Source organism: Psychrobacter sp. TPE 89C, from assembly GCF_055522395.1.
Genome location: NZ_JBVFXW010000031.1, coordinates 1 through 19,296 on the forward strand (window position 1 = coordinate 1; position 19,296 = coordinate 19,296).

15 protein-coding genes are annotated in these 19,296 nt (G+C 40.8%); 13 read left to right on the top strand and 2 right to left on the bottom strand.

The window, feature by feature from the left end; all coding sequences use genetic code 11:
• Positions 1–294: 294 nt before the first annotated feature.
• The gene (locus tag ACZW67_RS09995; protein ID WP_465183127.1) at positions 295–4,560 is read right to left on the bottom strand and encodes an NACHT domain-containing protein; all 4,266 of its coding nucleotides are present in this window, start codon (positions 4,558–4,560) and stop codon (positions 295–297) included.
• A gap of 207 nt (positions 4,561–4,767) precedes the next feature.
• Here ACZW67_RS09995 and ACZW67_RS10000 point away from each other — a divergent pair, with 207 nt between their 5' ends.
• The 11 genes from ACZW67_RS10000 (at position 4,768) to yfaE (ending at position 14,483) form a co-directional block, all read left to right on the top strand.
• Positions 4,768–5,694, top strand: coding sequence for a bestrophin family protein (locus ACZW67_RS10000; RefSeq protein ID WP_194197490.1), 927 nt, complete (start codon positions 4,768–4,770; stop codon positions 5,692–5,694).
• Positions 5,695–5,928: 234 nt separating this feature from the next.
• The gene (locus ACZW67_RS10005) at positions 5,929–6,249 is read left to right on the top strand and encodes a YbeD family protein (protein ID WP_465183150.1); all 321 of its coding nucleotides are present in this window, start codon (positions 5,929–5,931) and stop codon (positions 6,247–6,249) included.
• Between the two features lie 539 nt (positions 6,250–6,788).
• Positions 6,789–9,065 (top strand): class 1a ribonucleoside-diphosphate reductase subunit alpha, encoded by a 2,277-nt coding sequence (nrdA, locus tag ACZW67_RS10010; protein WP_465183128.1) that lies wholly within the window; start codon positions 6,789–6,791, stop codon positions 9,063–9,065.
• Between the two features lie 137 nt (positions 9,066–9,202).
• Complete coding sequence (locus ACZW67_RS10015; RefSeq protein WP_465183129.1) at positions 9,203–9,985, top strand: hypothetical protein; 783 nt, start codon at positions 9,203–9,205, stop codon at positions 9,983–9,985.
• Between the two features lie 104 nt (positions 9,986–10,089).
• A complete protein-coding gene (locus ACZW67_RS10020; RefSeq protein WP_465183130.1) occupies positions 10,090–10,458 on the top strand; it encodes a hypothetical protein in 369 nt (122 codons plus the stop codon).
• Positions 10,459–10,544: 86 nt separating this feature from the next.
• Positions 10,545–11,234: a hypothetical protein gene (locus ACZW67_RS10025; protein WP_465183131.1), complete on the top strand. Its 690-nt coding sequence runs from the start codon at positions 10,545–10,547 to the stop codon at positions 11,232–11,234.
• 560 nt (positions 11,235–11,794) lie between these two features.
• The gene (locus ACZW67_RS10030; RefSeq protein WP_439293212.1) at positions 11,795–12,046 is read left to right on the top strand and encodes a type II toxin-antitoxin system Phd/YefM family antitoxin; all 252 of its coding nucleotides are present in this window, start codon (positions 11,795–11,797) and stop codon (positions 12,044–12,046) included.
• Positions 12,036–12,323 carry a type II toxin-antitoxin system RelE family toxin gene (locus ACZW67_RS10035; RefSeq protein WP_465183132.1) on the top strand — a complete coding sequence of 96 codons (288 nt, stop codon included), beginning with the start codon at positions 12,036–12,038 and terminating at the stop codon, positions 12,321–12,323. The genes ACZW67_RS10030 and ACZW67_RS10035 overlap by 11 nt, the downstream gene beginning before the upstream one ends.
• A gap of 94 nt (positions 12,324–12,417) precedes the next feature.
• Positions 12,418–12,789, top strand: coding sequence for a hypothetical protein (locus ACZW67_RS10040; protein WP_465183133.1), 372 nt, complete (start codon positions 12,418–12,420; stop codon positions 12,787–12,789).
• 130 nt (positions 12,790–12,919) lie between these two features.
• Positions 12,920–14,053, top strand: a complete 1,134-nt coding sequence (nrdB, locus tag ACZW67_RS10045) for a class Ia ribonucleoside-diphosphate reductase subunit beta (protein WP_465183134.1) — start codon at positions 12,920–12,922, stop codon at positions 14,051–14,053.
• 163 nt (positions 14,054–14,216) lie between these two features.
• Complete coding sequence (gene yfaE / locus ACZW67_RS10050) at positions 14,217–14,483, top strand: class I ribonucleotide reductase maintenance protein YfaE (protein ID WP_110922985.1); 267 nt, start codon at positions 14,217–14,219, stop codon at positions 14,481–14,483.
• A gap of 100 nt (positions 14,484–14,583) precedes the next feature.
• Here yfaE and ACZW67_RS10055 read toward each other — a convergent pair whose 3' ends face one another.
• A complete protein-coding gene (locus tag ACZW67_RS10055) occupies positions 14,584–15,903 on the bottom strand; it encodes a S1C family serine protease (protein ID WP_465183135.1) in 1,320 nt (439 codons plus the stop codon).
• Positions 15,904–16,211: 308 nt separating this feature from the next.
• Here ACZW67_RS10055 and ACZW67_RS10060 point away from each other — a divergent pair, with 308 nt between their 5' ends.
• Both ACZW67_RS10060 and ACZW67_RS10065 read left to right on the top strand, forming a co-directional pair.
• Positions 16,212–17,036 (top strand): Nif3-like dinuclear metal center hexameric protein, encoded by an 825-nt coding sequence (locus tag ACZW67_RS10060; RefSeq protein ID WP_465183136.1) that lies wholly within the window; start codon positions 16,212–16,214, stop codon positions 17,034–17,036.
• Positions 17,037–18,040: 1,004 nt separating this feature from the next.
• The gene (locus ACZW67_RS10065; protein ID WP_197100261.1) at positions 18,041–19,249 is read left to right on the top strand and encodes a transglycosylase SLT domain-containing protein; all 1,209 of its coding nucleotides are present in this window, start codon (positions 18,041–18,043) and stop codon (positions 19,247–19,249) included.
• Positions 19,250–19,296 lie beyond the last annotated feature (47 nt).

Sequence of the window (19,296 nt, forward strand, 5' to 3'; positions counted from 1 at the left end):
ATTATTCAACACGCCCTAATAATATTAAAATTTTCTAATATCTCAGCAATTGCATAACGCACCCATAGAGAGCTCCTAGGGTACGTTGAAAAATTATTTGTTATATAATTAATCATGTTGAGCCTGAATATGACCAGACTCGTATTTGAAATAGTTTAGGTTACAAAATATATTTGGTTTAGTTATTATAGTCAGGCTGCGTAACTAAAACATTCCATATTTAGGTCTATAGGATTGAAATCTCAAACTAGTACCACATACCTCAATTATACTTCGATCCGTTCGCTATTTTAGCTATGTGTTGCAAACTAAAGCTCGTTTATTCATATTAATGACTATCACTTCTATTTCTTCGACACCTACATACTCATGGGAAATAGTTTTCCAATATTCCTTTAGGGCTGGTGCTAGACCTTCAATACTGACTTTTTTACCTTCAACCATCCAGTTTTTTTCAGTATTTAAGGAAATCAAAAGAAATATACCGCATCCTGCTGATTCTTCTCTTAAATAGTCGCCAGCCAGTTGGTTTCTTAATCGCTCACATAACTTTCTACCACTCCAGTTTTTATCAAGTAACTTTAACTCAATAGGCACTGGGGATTGGACATTTGGATTAGCAAGCCAAATATCCATTCGTTGCTCATTAGCCAGTTCAGGTTCTTCAGCAATGGTATAGTGACCGCCTTTGTGTTGATTTAGGTAGCCTGCTATTAGCGTTCTGACTTCGTTTTCTTCTACCGCTTTTTGCCAAGTTCGCCACGGACTGTCATTACCATTCTCTATCCAACCTTTGAGCGCATTTAACTGTTGTACAGCCAACTCGAAAAGCTGTCTATGTGTTCGAGGAGATAATACTCTGTGTTTATGAAACTCTTTAAACTGCTCGGCAGACCACGGAGTTATGTCTCCATATCTCTCTGCCATTTCGTAAGCGCGTTTTTGCAGCAACAACTTATGTAAGCTATCTTTATATTCTTTAGAGATTTGCTTAAGTGCATAATAGTTCTCTTTGCTTGGTGTCTCTACCAAATAATTTAATAATCTATCTCTAGCATCTTGAGCATCATCACGAATCGTTGGCGAGTACACTCCTTTGCCAGCTCTTTTTATATCATCGCTTAGCTCAATATATTTATGCATCAGCATATAAAGGGTCTTTAAATGAGGGGCTGTCTTAAATTTTCCTGCGTTATATACTGTTTTCTGAGTATAAGTTCCGCCTAATAAGCCTGTAATGAATATAGCTGCAGCTTGTTGCTGAGCATCTGTATTATTCAAACCAGATAGCCAGTCCTCAAGCTTTGAAATACCATTATCTGCATCATTATCAACCAATAGCGCAAACCACCAAGCCACTTCTTTATAGTCATCCGCATTAAGTGCTATATATTTATCAGCTAGTGTGGCTAGCTTTTCAGATTCAACACCACCCTCAATCAATATCTTTACACAATACTCTTTACGAATAGTCATTGGACTAGTACGGCTCATCAAATAGTCTAATACTCTACTAGCAATAAATTCATGAAGCCAAGGGGCATGATGAATCAAATCCTGCAAAATACAACTCAAAGAACCCTCAGAACTAGAGGCTTCTAATTCCCAAATTAACTCTTTGAGTACTGCATCTTCTGTGGCTTTTGGAAACGCTCTATGCACTCGTTCAAACCAGCTGGGAAAACCGTTAATATCCCAAGTAATATAACGCAATGCTGTATTCAGGTCATTATTGTCTAAATAGTTTGGGAAGTCACTAAATTCATCGGCTTCAATTTTTAGACCCGATAAAGCAATTAGTAAAGCGTTAGAAATTGAATTATTAACATCCTGTTCTGATTTTAATCGAGGTTTATAACACCGCCAATAATTCATACAAAAGTCTTTGTATGCTAAAGCAACCTTGTTACCAAATTCAGGAATAAGGCTTTTCCAGTTGGTACAATATAGACAACTGGCATCTAAGCTATTTTTTCTTATCTCATCTAATAACCATACATGATTATTAGTAATTTCACCTTCTCCTGCTGAAGGTGTAACAACTTCGGATGGGTTATTGCGTAAATGTGTTATCCAATCTTTCTTAATATTCTTTAAATCATCTTGTCTTCTTCTCGCCTTCTCACACCTAATTTTTGATTCTTCTTCATAATTTTTCATTTTTTCACTGATTTCAGGATTCAGTAATCTTTCTAGTTTATCTTGAAGTATATCAATTCCTGATACAGCTTTACGCAAATCGTCCAACATATCAGTGGGACAGTCGCTCTGATAATATATTCGATGCGCATTGCCAAGTGCGACTAGTTTATCATTCAAAGGTCGTGACCCGACATACGCAAGCACTCTTGAAAAATCAGACGTTTCAAACCTCCAGTAATTATCTCTATAAAATAGAGGTAAGTCAGAATTCAAAGGTTGATCAGTACTATTCAGTCTTTTTCTTGCGTCTTCTATACTGTACCAGTACAAGGCATCGTTCAATTCAGTCCACTGAGGTAATATATGGTGCAAATTCGTTTCACAAGCATCGAAACGTACTTCTCGATAAAATCTTAACTCAGCTGCACGAGCCAATACTAATAGTGATGTATTTGATAGAGCATATTGATTCCTTGCTAAAGTTAACCTTTCTATACATTTCAGCGCCACACTCATCAGCCACGCATCTTGTTTTGACACCTCGTCCCTTTCTGTTTCATTCAACATCTTTATGCTTAGATGGCTGTGGAGCTTATTTAACAGATAAGCAGTAACATCACTATTTGCACGCTCAATAAATCCAGACACTGCTCCAGACAAGGCTGTGGGCGTAAATTCATTTGGTTCGGATAAATTAACAACTCCATGAATAATAAAATCAACAGTTGATGTATTTGGCTCAGCCTTAACAACTAACTCTGATAACAACCATCTTGGAATCTCCTCATTAGAATTATTAATGCCTTGCCATACAGTATTTTTTTGCTCTTGAGTTCCAATTGACATAACTGCATTGGCAGCTATTCTTCTCGTATACTTATCTCTGTTATTATCGATAATGACAGGTATCAATGCACTGACGCAGTTCGACAGTGCTCCTTGAAGCACCAATCGGCTGAGAAATAGAATGATATTGTCGTTATTTTTATAACCACTAATAAGTTCGAGCACATCACTTTCTAAATCAGGCTGGGCAAGATTGGCAATTGCTGTATCGCTTCCTATGTAAGCTTTATAGCGATCTTTATCGATACTGTCAATAAGCTTTAAAATTACTTTTTGTCTTGTATGTAAAGGTAGTTTAGAAGGATCACCGCCTCCAATGATAATTTCTGGTGTTATATTCAAAGTCTTAGCGCAAATATTTTCATCAAATAGAATTAGCCAAGACAGTACTGGACGAAGCAAAGGGGTAATAATATTTACGTCAAAAGGGTCTCTGAAAAAGTAAGACTCAATCTGTAAACGGTTATAATTATCTTTTATTATCGAACTAAAAAACTCTGCTGCCAATAGCTCGCGTATATCCCTATGCCTAAATCGTACTGCGCCATATAAAATGTCGTTAAACAGTCCACTTTCTAATAGTTTTCTTACATTACCTTTATCCCAGTCGTACAGTATGGTGTCTGCATCTATTCCCTTTTTATTACGCTCCGAGTCAGGTACATTAATTTCTGCATTTCCTGTTAATACTACAGCTGCCGCCAAGCGCTGTGCCCCGCTGCGCGCCAAATCTGTATTTAATGCGGTACGAGAGCCAGCGCTATGACTCTCCTTGAGCCGTAGATCAATATTATGCTGTATAAGCTCTAGGCGTCCATCAAGTGACTTATCCTCTTTCCATTTATCGATTATTGTATCTAAGTCAAACGGTCTTTCAGCTAGGCTCCAAAGGTCAATCCTTTCAACCTCATCTAATAATTGATCAGTATCTTTAACTCCCTTTTCTTGACAGTATGCAGCGATTTTTTCTCTATCCAGAGGACGTAAGCTATAAACTTTAAGCGTACTAGGAGGTTTTTTATCATTACTGGTAGACCCTTCTTGATAATCACTGCCCTTTAGTGGCAAAACTTCATCCATTAATTCTTGATCAGTCTTTGCTCTCCAGCTATAAGGTCGACTAGAAATATATATGTGTGCTCTAAGTTGACCTCTCTTAATCGCTTTGGCAAAATACCGTATTGCTCTTTCGAATGCTCTTGGACTGGTAAGTAAGGCTTCATCTACAGAGTCTAGAAAAAACCATGCCTCTTTATTTGAATTTAACCAACTATCGAACGCCTCCTCATCCCCAACTTCAAAGCTGTCATAAAAGTGACGATCAATATTTTCAATTCTAATAAAAAAAGCATAATCCCCACTATTTTCTAGTAAAGCAGCTTTTTTTCTAAATTCTATTGTCTTTCCTGCGCCTGCCTCAGCGAGTACGACACAACGATACTCGTTGAGAAGTGAATCCCATGACTCAGACTGTCCAGCATTAAATTTAAGGTAATTTTCAATATCTTGTGAATCATCTTTATCTTTAGAAACAACTGAAAACTGTCTATCCACTTCAATATAATTCAACATATAAGTTCCAAATTTTCTTATAAGGAAATATTCTTTGTCAGCTTAACAAGAATACGAACACTCTATTTACTCTTTTGAAAAGTTTATAAAATGTCAATTTTTAATAGATTAACTAGAGCGAAAAATTAGTAGGTTTTTATCCTATAGTGCAATCTTACACTATATACTATGCCAGAAATATATACGTACCATCGCTAGGAAACTGACATGATTGTCCGGCAAACACCAAACGCCCTTAAGATATTTCTTACCCTGCGTGGATCAGTCATTCCGAAAGTCTATCCGCAAATTTTACTTATCGCCATTCTCAGCACACTCATAACGATTGTGCAACACTGGTATCCTGACTCTTTTCCTTATTATGGTATGGCCCCTTTTACCCTGCTAGGGATCGCATTGTCATTGTTTCTAGGGTTTCGGAACAATGCCAGCTACCAACGTTGGTGGGAAGCACGAGGGCTATGGGGTCAACTGGTCTATGACTCTCGCAGCTTTGCCCGCCAAGTGCTTTCATTTGTAGATGATGACACCGAAGCTGGCCGCGATGCCCAACGTTCGATGATTCATCTGACAATCGCCTTTTCTCACGCTGTGCGCCATCGGCTGCGCGGTACGTCTCCTTGGCAAGATGTCGACCCTTTTGTAGCAGCGACCTATCATGACAGTATGCGTCAATCGAGGAACCTACCTAATTATCTAATGCGCCTCTTAGGTAAGCAGCTTGGTGATGTGCGTCGTCAACAGTTATCATCGGAACTTATGGTACAAAACATGGACGAGCGCTTGACGTCTATGACGATTGTCTTGGCAGCCTGCGAGCGTATTCATTACACACCACTGCCGTTTGCTTACATGTTGCTAGTGCATCGTACGACTTACCTGTATTGTATTACGCTGCCTTTTGGCTTGGTGGCCTCGCTCGGTTGGGCGACTCCCCTCATCTGTGCTGTCATTGCGTATACCTTTTTCGGTTTAGATGCCCTTAGTGAAGAGCTAGAGGAGCCATTTGGTTTTGCATCTAATCAACTGCCACTTATGGCATTGTCACGCACGATTGAAATCAACTTATTAGAAGCGATGGGAGAGACAGACCTACCGCCTGAGATCGCGCCTATCAACAGTTATTTGCAGTAGCTGTTTGCGACAGAGAGTGATAATAAGGTGCTGGCGTTCCCTATCAACGTAATTGTGGTGCCCCATCACTTGAATAATAGGCTTAGTGCCACTATAAATGGGCAATAAAGCTATTTTCTTAATAGCTCAAATTTTAATAAAAGCGAGGCACACATCATGAGTGATGATTCAAAAGACACTGATAATCAAAACAGTAGCAATCAAAGCAATAATCCAAACGCCAAAGACGTTACCATGACGGACATGACACCCAATGAAGATGTCATAAAAGGCAAAAGAACAGATATCCAAAATCCAGATCTTTGGGATTTTCCCATGAACTATCCACTTAGCATCATTGGTCACGAAGGCGAGCACGAGAGCTTACTTAATGAAGTGAAGCTGATCCTCGGTAGCCAGTTCCCTGATTTTGATTTGGCCTCTATAGAAGTCAAGCCATCTAAAACGGGTCGTTTCCATTCAGCGCGTGTCAATTTATACCTCACTGCCGCCGATCAAGTGAACACACTTTATGAATCACTAGACAATGCCAAAACGATTCGCATGGTTGTATAAACCAGTAATGGGTGTTTAGAAAAAAACAAGCCCTTTTCCGTCCAAATCGTCACTCACTATTGATAACATATGGGTGGCGATTTTTTATGGTTTGGTGTACAATCTGCGCCCGCATTATTGCCGATATGACCACCTGTATCTATCGACAATAACCGACAAAATAAAAATCAAACCATCACGATATTTTTACAAAAAATTTATAATGAGCGCATTTGCGTCTAACCCTTATCCCATCGTCCTTTGCCAAAATTTGGACTGTCTACAACCTCGTAGCAACATAGTTTTATTCTAAAATCAATATAGTATTTTGAAAATTTTCCCGCTATATTGTGCCTACCAATTAACAAACACGCTATATGTAGTACTCAGTGATTTTAATCGTCACTACGAGTATTGGGTATTTTTTGCCTAAAAAAAGAGCAACCAATACTAGCACTTACCCTGTTTAGATAGCGTGTTTAAATAAGTAGTACGATAAAAAACGTTGAGCGGGCTTTACCGTTTAACGAATAATATAAGCAACCAAAATAGAGGCCAGCATGACACATATCGACAAAATCAAAGTGACCAAACGTGACGGACGATTAGAACTTATTGATTTGGATAAAATTCATAAGGTAATCGAGTGGGCAGCTCACGGTTTGGATAATGTGTCTGTGTCACAAGTTGAGCTAAAGTCGCACATCCAGTTTTATGAAGGCATCAAAACTCGTGACATTCACGAAACCATCATCAAATCTGCTGCTGACCTAATCTCTGAAACCACGCCTGATTATCAATATTTAGCGGCACGCTTGGCGATCTTCCACTTGCGTAAGATTGCTTATAACAAATTCACGCCTCCGCATCTGTATGATCATGTCAAAACATTAACGGATGCTGGCAAGTATGACGAGCATATCTTAGCTGACTACAGCCGTGCTGAATTTGATGAGTTAGAAGAGTATCTCGATCACTGGCGCGATATGAATCTTGCCTATGCCGCTGTTGAGCAAATGGCAGGCAAATACCTCGTCCAAGATCGCGTCAGCAAAACCGTCTATGAGAGCCCGCAGTTCTTGTACATGTTGGTTGGTATGTGCTTGTTCAGCCGTTATGACAAGTCAGAGCGTATGAACTACGTAAAGCGTTTCTATGATGCGACTTCACAATTCAAAATCTCACTACCAACACCTATCATGTCTGGTGTGCGTACCCCATCACGTCAGTTCAGTTCGTGCGTATTGATCGAATGTGGTGATAGCCTAGACTCTATCAACGCGACCACCAGCGCCATCGTACGCTATGTATCACAGCGTGCTGGTATCGGCATCAATGCGGGTCGCATCCGTGCCCTTGGTAGCCCTATCCGTGGCGGCGAAGCACAGCACACTGGTTGTATCCCATTCTATAAATTGTTCCAAACGGCTGTGAAATGCTGCTCACAAGGCGGCGTCCGTGGCGGTGCTGCGACATTGTTTTACCCACTATGGCATTTAGAAGTTGAGTCATTACTGGTACTCAAAAACAACCGCGGCGTCGAAGACAACCGTGTTCGTCATATGGATTACGGCGTACAGTTAAACAAAACCATGTACACGCGCCTCATCAAAGGTCAAGACATCTCGCTATTCTCACCAGGCGACACCCCTGGCTTGTATGACGCGTTCTTTGAAGATCAAGACAAGTTCGAAGAGCTATATACTAAGTACGAAAATGACCCAAGCATTCGTAGCCGTCAAATCCCAGCAGCAGATTTGTTCAGCCTAATGATGCAAGAGCGTGCGAGTACGGGTCGTATCTATATCCAAAACGTCGATCATTGCAACACGCATAGTCCATTTGATGCGACGGTTGCCCCGATTCGCCAGTCAAACCTATGTATGGAAATTGCTCTACCGACCAAGCCACTAGATAACATCAATGACGAAGAAGGCGAAATCGCGCTTTGTACGCTATCAGCAGTCAACTTGGGTAAAGTCGACAACGTCAGCGATATCGAAGAACCAGCTGAGCTAATCGTCCGTGCGCTTGATGCGCTGCTTGATTATCAAGACTATCCAGTTAAAGCGGCTCAAAACGGCAGCATGCGTCGTCGTACGCTAGGTGTGGGCGTGATTAACTACGCTTATTACTTGGCTAAGAATGGCGTACGCTATTCAGACGACTCAGCACTGGGTCTGACCCATCAAACGTTTGAAGCATTGCAATTCTATCTCTTAAAAGCGTCAAACAAATTGGCAAAAGAGCAAGGCGCTTGCCCTGCGTTCAATGAAACGACCTATTCACAAGGTATCTTGCCAATCGATACGTACAAAGCCGACTTGGATAAAATCTGCCAAGAGCCGCTACATCTAGATTGGGAAACGCTACGTGGCGAGATCACTGAGCACGGTCTACGCAACTCTACCCTAACCGCCTTGATGCCGTCTGAGACCTCTAGTCAGATCGCCAACGCGACCAACGGTATCGAGCCACCACGTGGTCTGGTCTCTATCAAAGCGTCAAAAGACGGTATCCTAAAGCAGGTCGTGCCTGAGATTGATAAGCTAAAAGATCAGTACGAGCTACTCTGGCAAATGCCAAACAATGACGGTTACCTAAAGCTGGTCGCTGTCATGCAGAAGTTCGTCGATCAAAGTATCTCTGCCAACACCAACTACGATCCTGTTCGTTATGCTGGTGGCCGTGTACCGATGAAGATATTGCTAAAAGACTTGCTAAACGCTTATAAAATGGGTGTGAAGACGTTGTACTACCATAACACTCGTGATGGTGCGAACGATGCCCAAGCGGATATGGAAGATGATTGTGCTGGCGGTGCATGTAAGATTTGAGAACCGTTAAAAAATTGCACTGCAATTTTAGGTTCGCAAGAGAAATTCTTTAAATAGAATTTCTGACGGTTGGCGGGTTTAGCTTTTGGGTTGAGCTCGCTACTTACCTCCACTAAACTATAAAAAAGGTTTTGAATATGGCGAAGAAAACGGCAGACAAAAAACCTAGAAATGAGTTCATTGAATTCTATATAGATAATTTTGAAGGTAAGCTTGAACTCAAATACAACTTTACTGAGGATTCTCTAGAAATAGGAAATCAAATCGTAGATAACGCGAAAGTCGAAACATCTTACAAAAAAACTTCTGGAAAAGTAAAAAGAACTAATTCGACACCACTCAAAAATACTGAACTACCATTTAACTGTGATAAAGCAGTCTTCAAAAATTTTGATGTTCTTTTAGCGATAGACACAAATACAAAGTTTATTAGCAATAATTTAGTTAGCGTAACTTCGTCTTATTTTGTCAATAAACCTATAAGTGAATGCAATAAAACAGGTAAATACCCTTTTATTCCTTTTGCCTCTCATTTGTTCGTTAACATAAATAATAGCGTTAATGCTGAGAAACTAGGATGGCACACGATTATTTTGAACTACGTACAAAACCATTTTCCCAGAAATTATAGAATAGGCATAATAGTTGATTGTGATCTTGGAGCACACGACTCAATTAATAGCTATAAAGCTCCATATTTTGAGCAATTCTATCTTCCAGAGAATATACAATTAATTTATGCTTCATCTGACACGAAAAATGACTCAATTGCTAATCAGATGATCAACTTTAGCGACAAACTTGCTAATAATATTATGCAATCTGATTTTTTCAGTAGATTATTAGAAGCTGATTACTTAATGGGTAATATCGAGCATTGTGAGAAAAATTACCCTATTAGAGGCTCAAAGCCTTCATAGAATATGCTTAGATTGTAGGGTGCGCCCAGCGCACCGATGATATGCAAATTGTGTTTAAAGATGCGCGAGGCACACCCTACACCTGTTAGATAGGTTGGATAAAAATGCAGCTGTCTTCACCAATCAGTCATAAACGCTCTGCTAATGCAACGATTTACCGTGATGGTGGCTCGCTTGAATTAAGATTCACCGCAGATGATGACAGAAGTTATTGTATATTTATGGAAGTCGTTGGTGACTCGCCAGATGATTGCAAACGTTACCATCCGCCAATACTATTTAAAGAGTCATTCGACATAAATAGCAGTAAGCCTGAAGACTTTATCAGCTATTTAAATTGGCAACAGATTAAAGGCTTGATTAGCGAAATTAGAACGGATATCGGTCAAGATTTCAAGAAACATTCTGATAACGTATACTTTGAATTGATTGAAAGTATTGCGAATGATAATGGTTGGCTTATTGAATCGTAAGGTTCGCCCAGCGCACCGATGATATAGAAATTATATTTAAAGGTGCGCAAGGCGCACCCTACACCTGTTAAATAGGTTGGATAACAATGCAAATGCTTATTCCTTTCCTTATTCAAGAGATGTCAAAACTCATCTCGGACAATGAACCAGTAGATGCTAATGAATTAGATGAACTTGTTAATTCAAGAAATATACCTCTAAGAGAAGATCATCGACAATTTTTAATTAAATATGGTAACTGTAAGACACTTCTAATCAACGGATTTAGTGATTTTACTTTTGAGCAATTCAAAGAATATTATCTAGATAACGATATTTTTTATACAGATAAAATACCTTTGGATACCGTATATATTGGAACAGACTTTGCCGATGAACTTCTATGCATAGACAACAAAACTGGGAAAATATACGTTTACTACGATCAAAGAAAAGATCTTTTTTATTATGATAACTTAGAAAGCTTATTATTCACCTGCTTTATGCAGTCCGATTATTTCGAGAAAGCTTTTGATGGGATTTGTCACAATATCAAAATATTTAGTCCAAAAGCATTTTTAAAGAAAAATGAGAAACATAAAATTTGTGACATTCAAGGTGACTCTTATTATTTGATAGATAACAAGCTCTACCTTGTAAGAAATCACATCTATGAAACGCATTTTGAATTTCTTAAAATTTCCAAAATCAAGCGTAGATTTATGATGGCTAATATTTATGAAAGTGATGTGATTAACGATTATCTTAGTTGTAGTGTGCGCCCAGCCTACCGATGATATAGAAATTGTGTTTAAAGGTTCGCGAGGCGTACTCTACGCCTACTACGTCAAAATATTGGGCTTTGAATCAAGTTATGAATAGAGCAAATAGCACCTGTGATGAATGCCAATCATCATACTTTACACTTAGCTCAAAGATGGCAAGTTTATGCCCTAATTGCGCTCACAAACTTTATGGCTATTTAAATTGTAGCCATCATTTTACAGATGATGTTTGTGTAGAGTGTGGCTGGAATGGTCAAGAGTCAGCAAGCGTAGGTTGGGTGGAGCTTGCGACACCCAACGATTTTAATTGAATAATAAGTTGGGTCTCGTGCCTCGACACCAACCTACTCTGAAGCATAGAAAGCCGTTAAGAAAAAAGAAAGACGCTCTAGCAAGGCTTTTTAGCCGCGACTATAGCGGTATCCTGCTGACGACGATGGCGATGCAGATACAAGCGGTAGGCGGGATTGGCTACCCAAAATATTTAAATTTAAAACAGCAACAGATAAGACCTAATTTCTGTGCTAAAATTAGCCCTATATTTAGAGCTTAATTTTAACGGAGAATACGTTATGCAACCAATATTTGCGACACAGACAGCCAGTATCTCAGAATTAAAGGCCAACCCGTCGGCACTGATTAAACAGTCAGATGGTGAGTCCATTGCTATTTTAAACCACAATAAACCCGTGGCTTACCTAGTCTCAACAGACGTATTCGAGCGCATGATGGAAGCAATGGACGACATGGCATTAAGCCAAACCGTTAGTGCACGATTGAACGATGGGCAGATACCGGTAAAGGTAACGTTGGATGACTTATAATCTTGAGTTTCACCCTTTGGCATTAAAAGAGTGGAAAAAGATAGCGCCAAATATTCAGCAGCAGTTTAAGAAAAAACTACAGCAGCGATTGTCAAACCCTCATGTGCCTGCGTCAAAACTATCAGGACATACCGATACTTATAAAATCAAATTACGCACCGTAGGCTATCGTCTGGTATATACCGTAAAAGATGATGTGGTGGTGGTTTATGTATTGGCAGTTGGCAAAAGAGAAAACAACAATGTATATGACAGTCTAGCGACGCGCCAGCCATGATGAAGCTAAGACATTGACACATTTATCATAAAAGGCGTTCAGCGCTATCATAGAAATATAGAAACACACAAACAATAAAAACGACGGAGGTCATGTGCAATATACCGCAATCATCAAAGACGGTGGTTTGTTTATCCCAAACGTATTTTCAGACCTAAACGATGGTGGCTCGCATATCGTACAAGTCGAGGTTGATATTGCAGAAGTGCGTCAGCAGTTAGGTGTGGATGAATCACCAAAGACAACCGTCGCCAAAAAATCTGTGGCAAAAGCACCCAAAAAACCAGCGTCAAGAACCACCAAAAAAGATACTAAAAGACTGTCGGAAGATGCGGATGTGAGTACCCTCCGCAAAAGCGCGCTAGATGAATTAGAAGCGCTAGATGATAGTGAGCTGAGCGAAATATTCAAAGCCTATATGAACGAGGGACAAGAATCCTCACAGATATCGCTAGAAAACCTGTAATAGATAACTGGCAATAGCAAATTGATAATAAATAACGTCTAACGCATTTTTACTCATACTTTTTTACTCATGCTATAGAGCAACATCTCCAAACTGAATTCACCACCGTATCACTTATAAAGGTAGAACAATGACTTACTCGATTTTTTCACAGACGCCAAACAATGCGCTAAAAGAGCCAATGTTCTTTGGTAATCCAGTCAACGTAGCGCGCTATGATCAACAAAAGCACCCTATCTTTGAGCAATTAATCGAAAAGCAACTGTCATTCTTTTGGCGTCCAGAAGAAGTCGATGTGTCAAAAGACCGTATGGACTTTGGCAACCTGTCTTCGCATGAGCAGCATATATTTTTGAGTAACCTCAAATACCAGACCCTACTCGACTCTATCCAAGGTCGTAGCCCAAACGTGGTGCTATTGCCGCTCGTATCTATCCCTGAGCTAGAGACTTGGATTGAGACATGGTCATTCTCTGAGACCATTCACTCACGCAGCTATACTCATATCATTCGTAATATCGTCAACGATCCAAACATCATCTTTGATGACATCATGAAAAACGAGCACATCTTAGAGCGTGCCTCTGACATTGCTCAGTATTATGATGATCTATACCGCAACTCGCAGCTATATAGCTTGTACGGCGCTGGTACGCACAACGTCAATGGCGAAGAAATTACTGTCGATTTGAGATCACTGAAAAAGCAAATGTATCTGTGTATCGTCGCGGTCAACGTCCTAGAAGCCATTCGCTTTTATGTGTCATTTGCCTGCTCGTTTGCCTTTGCCGAGCGTAAGCTAATGGAAGGTAATGCCAAAATCATCAAGCTCATCGCTCGTGATGAAGCGCTGCATTTGACGGGTACGCAGCATATGCTGAATCTCATGCGCAATGGTCGTGACGATCCTGAGATGGTCGAGATTGCCGCAGAGTGTTATGAAGAAAGCATTGAGATATTTCGCAAGGCTGCTGAGCAAGAAAAAGAATGGGCAGGCTATCTGTTTAAAGATGGCTCGATGATTGGTCTGAATAAAGACATTCTTTGCCAATATATCGAATTCATCACCAACTTGCGTATGGAAGCGGTTGGCTTGCCAGCCGTGTTCCCGAACTCAAAATCAAACCCGATTCCATGGATCAATACATGGTTATCATCTGATAACGTGCAAGTTGCCCCGCAAGAGACAGAGATCAGCTCTTACTTGGTTGGTCAGATTGACTCTGACTTATCAGACAGTGATTTTGATGATTTTGAATTATAAGAGCTTTGAACTGTAACGTTTGAGCTATAAAATTTGAGTTGTAATAGTTTTACGCTTTAATAGTGTTTTGGGCGTCAACAGTACTTTAGGCGTTAACAGTATTTTACGTTTCGATGGCGGTAGGATATAGCAGCAAGATAGTCAAATCCAAATAGGATGAATTATGACGTGGGTAATGACCAGTAAACAGCAGTTTTACTTGCATGACGATGAGAGTCTGCTCGATGGATTGCTGCGCACCGGACATGAGGTTAATTATCAATGCCGCGAGGGCTATTGTGGCAGTTGCCGAGTCAAACGTATCGCCAGCTCACATACGGTCGACTATCCATTTGAGCCACTCGCCATGATTGACGAGGATGAGATACTGCCCTGCTGTTGCCGTGTACAAGGCGTTATCCATATCAATCATGAGCCTATCGTAAAGTAGAGCAAAACAAATAAAAAGCGCGCTATCTTATATAGATAGCGCGCTTTTTTTATACTGATATCTCATTGCTATGCGAGATGACGAGAGATGTTAAAGGTAACTACTGAGGAGCACCATCATTTTCAAACAGTTTTAGCAGCTCTTCACGCATACGGTCACGCTCTGCTTCTGACATCATTGGAACGTTTTGCTGTTCACTTTGAAGATCAGGTTGAGCAAAGCTCTCGGCTTGTACAGAAGCAGGAAGCGCAACAGGCTCTTGCTCTGGACGTACTTCTAGCGAGATGGTGACCTGCTTGTTATTACCATTACGCAATATCTGTGCATCAAGCTGTGTATCAGGAGACTTACGAGCGACATATTGGATCAACGTATTGGCATCCGTCATCTCAATGCCATCAATGGTCAAGATAATATCGCCCACTCGTAGACCACTCTTTGCAGCTGGGCTTTTATCAATGACATTTAGCACTTCTACGCCAGTCGACGTTTCTAACTGCGTTGGATCACGTAGCTGTGATTGTATCTCGATACCCAACCAACCTCGACTGACCTTACCGTCTTTAATCAAGGCATTCATGACCTGCTCTACGATAGAGGTAGGAATAGCAAAGCCGATACCGAGAGAGCCACCAGATTGTGAAAAAATCACGGTATTGATACCAACCAACTCACCGCGAGCATCTACCAGCGCACCACCTGAGTTACCAGGATTGATCGCAGCATCCGTCTGAATGAAGTCTTCAAACTTATTCACACCCAACCCAGTACGACCTGTCGCTGAGATGATACCTTGGGTCACAGTCTGACCCACACCGAACGGATTACCAATCGCCAATGCCAAATCACCCACACGAATAGGATCTTCACGGAATCCTAACGGCGTCAATCCTGTCATATCGACTTTAATCACGGCCAAATCACTGTCTGGATCGGTACCCACCACTCTAGCGCGGCTCTTACGACCGTCATTAAAGGCAACCGTAATCTCATCGGCTTTTTCGACGACATGGGCATTGGTCACAATATAGCCATCTTCTGACACAATCACACCAGAGCCTAGGTTGGTATTGCCTTGCTCTGCTGATTGGCCACCATGATACTCAAAAAACCGACGCAGCACAGGGTCATCCATATAAGGATGCTCTGCCACGGTCTGTGTGGTATAGATGTTGACGACCGACTGGGATGCACGGGCAACCGCATTATGGTAAGAGGAGATAGGTGCTGGCGTATCGGCAACGGGTTCTGAGGCTTGCTGCTCGGCAGGGGTGGTTCTCGGCGGCTCCCACTTAGCCTCTGACGTCGACTTCATACTCGTAAACAACCAGATAAACGCTGCCAGCACTAGCAGCAATAAGACCCAAGGTAACCATTTTAATAAAGAAGTCTTGTTATTGGTGTTCCGGGATGACGACATATACAACCTCTATAAATTTAATGCAGAAAATGATGATAAGTAATGAGTGAACACTGCTGCTGGTTTGATTTTTTTTATTTAACACTAAGACCAGTATTGATGCCACTCTCTAATGAGACGCTATCAATCAGTACAGCTCACGCCTACAAATTATAACCGCCAACCATACCAAATGGTAACGTATCGTGTACCATTTCAGTTAGTAGCTTTGTCTACTCTTTTACAACACCATGTTAAAATGATTATTATAAAAAACTATGGATTATTTGCAATCACTTGACCGATTGTGACAACGATAAGGGCATACCATGACGGCTATCAATACCTCGACAGAATCAACCAACACCACCATAACAGCAGAGGCGCTAACGCAGTTTTGTGACGACTATTTGTCAGCCAACGCATTTAAAGATTATGCACCCAATGGCTTACAAGTAGATGGTGGACGACCTATCCAACGTATCGTCACTGGTGTGACTGCTTGTGAGGCATTGATTAATGCTGCTATCGCCGATAATGCCGATGCGATTATGGTACATCATGGCTACTTCTGGAAAGGCGAACCTGCCACTATCACAGGTATGAAAGGTCGACGTATTCGCAAATTGATGCAACATGGTATCTCTATGATTGGCTATCACTTACCGCTAGATGCTCACCCTATCGTTGGCAATAATGCTATGCTCGCTGAGATTTTAGATCTGACCATCACTGGTGCGCTATATCCTGCTGAATCTCACCCAGTTGGTAATATTGCTACTTGTGTACCGCAGAGCACTAATGATTTTATCGCAAAGATTACTCAAGCATTAGGGCGTACACCACTTCATATCGCAGCTGCGTATCATGAAAACTCATCTTCTGAAACAAATAATAGGTTGATAGAACGTATCGGTATCTGCACAGGTGGCGCGCAAGATATGATCGAACAAGCCGCATTGTTAGGCTGTGACGCGTTTATCTCTGGTGAAATCTCTGAGCGCACCACCCACATCGCACGTGAGCTTGGGATTGATTACTTTGCCTGCGGACATCACGCAACAGAACGAGGCGGCATTCAGGCACTGGGTAAGATAGTATCTCAAGAATTTGGCGTGCCTGTGACTTTTATCGATATCGACAACCCTGCTTAAAACCTCAGTTTATAACCTCAGCTATTACCTCTAAATTCAGAGTTCTTCGTGGGAGATGAAAGTAGAAACAACTCTTTCAATTCTCACAATCAATGAATTTCATCTCAATTCATGCACCAAAAAAGGGGCTTTTTCTGACCGTCTGTAGCCCTATTGTTAAGTTTTATCGCTAATTTCTTAACTATACTTGAATAATCGGATGAATATCCGCATATTATTACTTGAAGAAAGAACGTCTTGTCATGAGACTTCCCATTTATTACAGCTTCCGGTTATGGCGCTTAAATGATGGTAAATATCTAAAATCTCATTGTTCTATATGATAGATGAGCTGATATGGCTTAGCCAAAATACATTTTTATGGCTGACTACTCCTGAATTTTAGCGTTGCTATAATGGTTTAGTGATACCTGATTGATAGCTTATTTTGATAGATATTCTATTCACTATCAAACAGACTTATCTGCTGACTTTTGTTGCTGAACAAAATATTTGAGTTGTTATTTACTCCACTACAAACTACTTAAAGAGTGGATAGCGACTGATTTAACGTAGAAAAAGTTGGATACTCAGATCTATTGGTATTCCTTCTATTTTTGCGTTTTTGTTTCAATAACTTATTTCATGACCTTACCTATGTTTAATATATAGTTGTTTTAGTACTAGCCTTATCTGTTCACCGTTGAAGGAATCATTTGATTTATACCCTTCTCGGTATTGTGCGTTTTTATGATTTCTATTGATACGTTAGGAGCAATATTTCAGCTCCGAACGTATATGCCAACAGATAATTAGCTAGTAAAAGACTATACCGCTCATGCTAATAAAGCAGCGATTAGCGGTATTGTTATTAAAAGCACTGTTATTGAACAAGTAATCTTACGCTTATATACTATTAAGAAGTGTGAGGTTATCTAAATGTGACATCGATGTATGCCTTTATTATTAGCATGCACCCATGAACATTTTACGGTAAGCAGGATGGCTAAAATCAGGAGACATCCATGCAGCGTATTACTTATCGTGTAAAAGTATCTGCGCAAGGGGCCAAACGCCGTATTTCTTATTTACTGCGTCCATCTAAACGCTTACTAAACACTAAAAGTAACATCGTTTCATCCGTTACCCCAACGACATCGGCCCATTTTGCCAAAACAAAAAAATTGGTGCAGTTGTCTAGTATTGCCCTTCTCTCTTTACCTGCTGAGAGTTTGACTATCATGGGTTCGCCAGTGCCAGCCTATGACAATGTCATGTTACAGAACACTTTAACCATTGCTGCTGTCCCAGGCGACAGCACTTATTTTGCAACCGATGGCTTTCAACATGGCTTCGGCTTTGACTTGGTACGTACCTATGCTGACGAGCTAGGTGTTGACGTGAATCTAAAAGCTTATGCCAACGAAGAAGCGGCATTAAAAGCGCTAAGATCAGGCGAAGCAGACATGGCGCTGACAACGGCCAGTACTAAGCTAAAGAGTAGCTTTAATCTGTCATCGATTAACGTGAGCTGTGGTTATGATGCCAGCTTGACTAAAAACGGCTTACACCCAAAGGTCAGCTGGACGTTTAACTCGTCTAATGACCCGCTATCAGAAAAAGCCAGTTACTTCTTATGTGACAGTATCAAGCTGCAAAACACGCAAAAGCTTGCGGCCTTTTACAATCAAAACTTGCTAAAAGACGCCTACAGTCAGGACCATTTTCAAAAGACGCTAACTGAAAAGTTACCAGACTACCAGTCTTCGTTTGAAGAGCAAGCACGCAACTATAATCACGATTGGGAGCTGTTGGTAGCCATGGGCTATCAAGAGTCACATCTAGATGCGGATGCAGTGTCGCCAACAGGCGTACGTGGCCTGATGATGCTGACTAATAACACGGCCAAAGCAATGGGCGTATCAGATCGTGTTGATCCATACCAAAGTATCGGTGGCGGTGCACGTTATCTAGAGCAAATGAAAGATGACTTCGCCGATGTACCAAAATCGGATCGCATTTGGTTCGCGCTGGCGGGCTACAATATGGGACCCAATGCGGTAAAAAGCATTCAGCGCACTTTACAAGCGCAAGGTGTCAATGATAAAAGCTGGGCCAATGTCTATGCATACCTCGCTGAAAACAGAGCGTCTAATAGCCGCTACGGTCAAGCGATGCATTATGTGAGTAATATCAGAAGCTACCTTGAGACGATTAAGACGCAAACGGTCTAGTTATCTCTGCTGGCTTAGACAACCACAAAGACTTTACAATAAAAAAG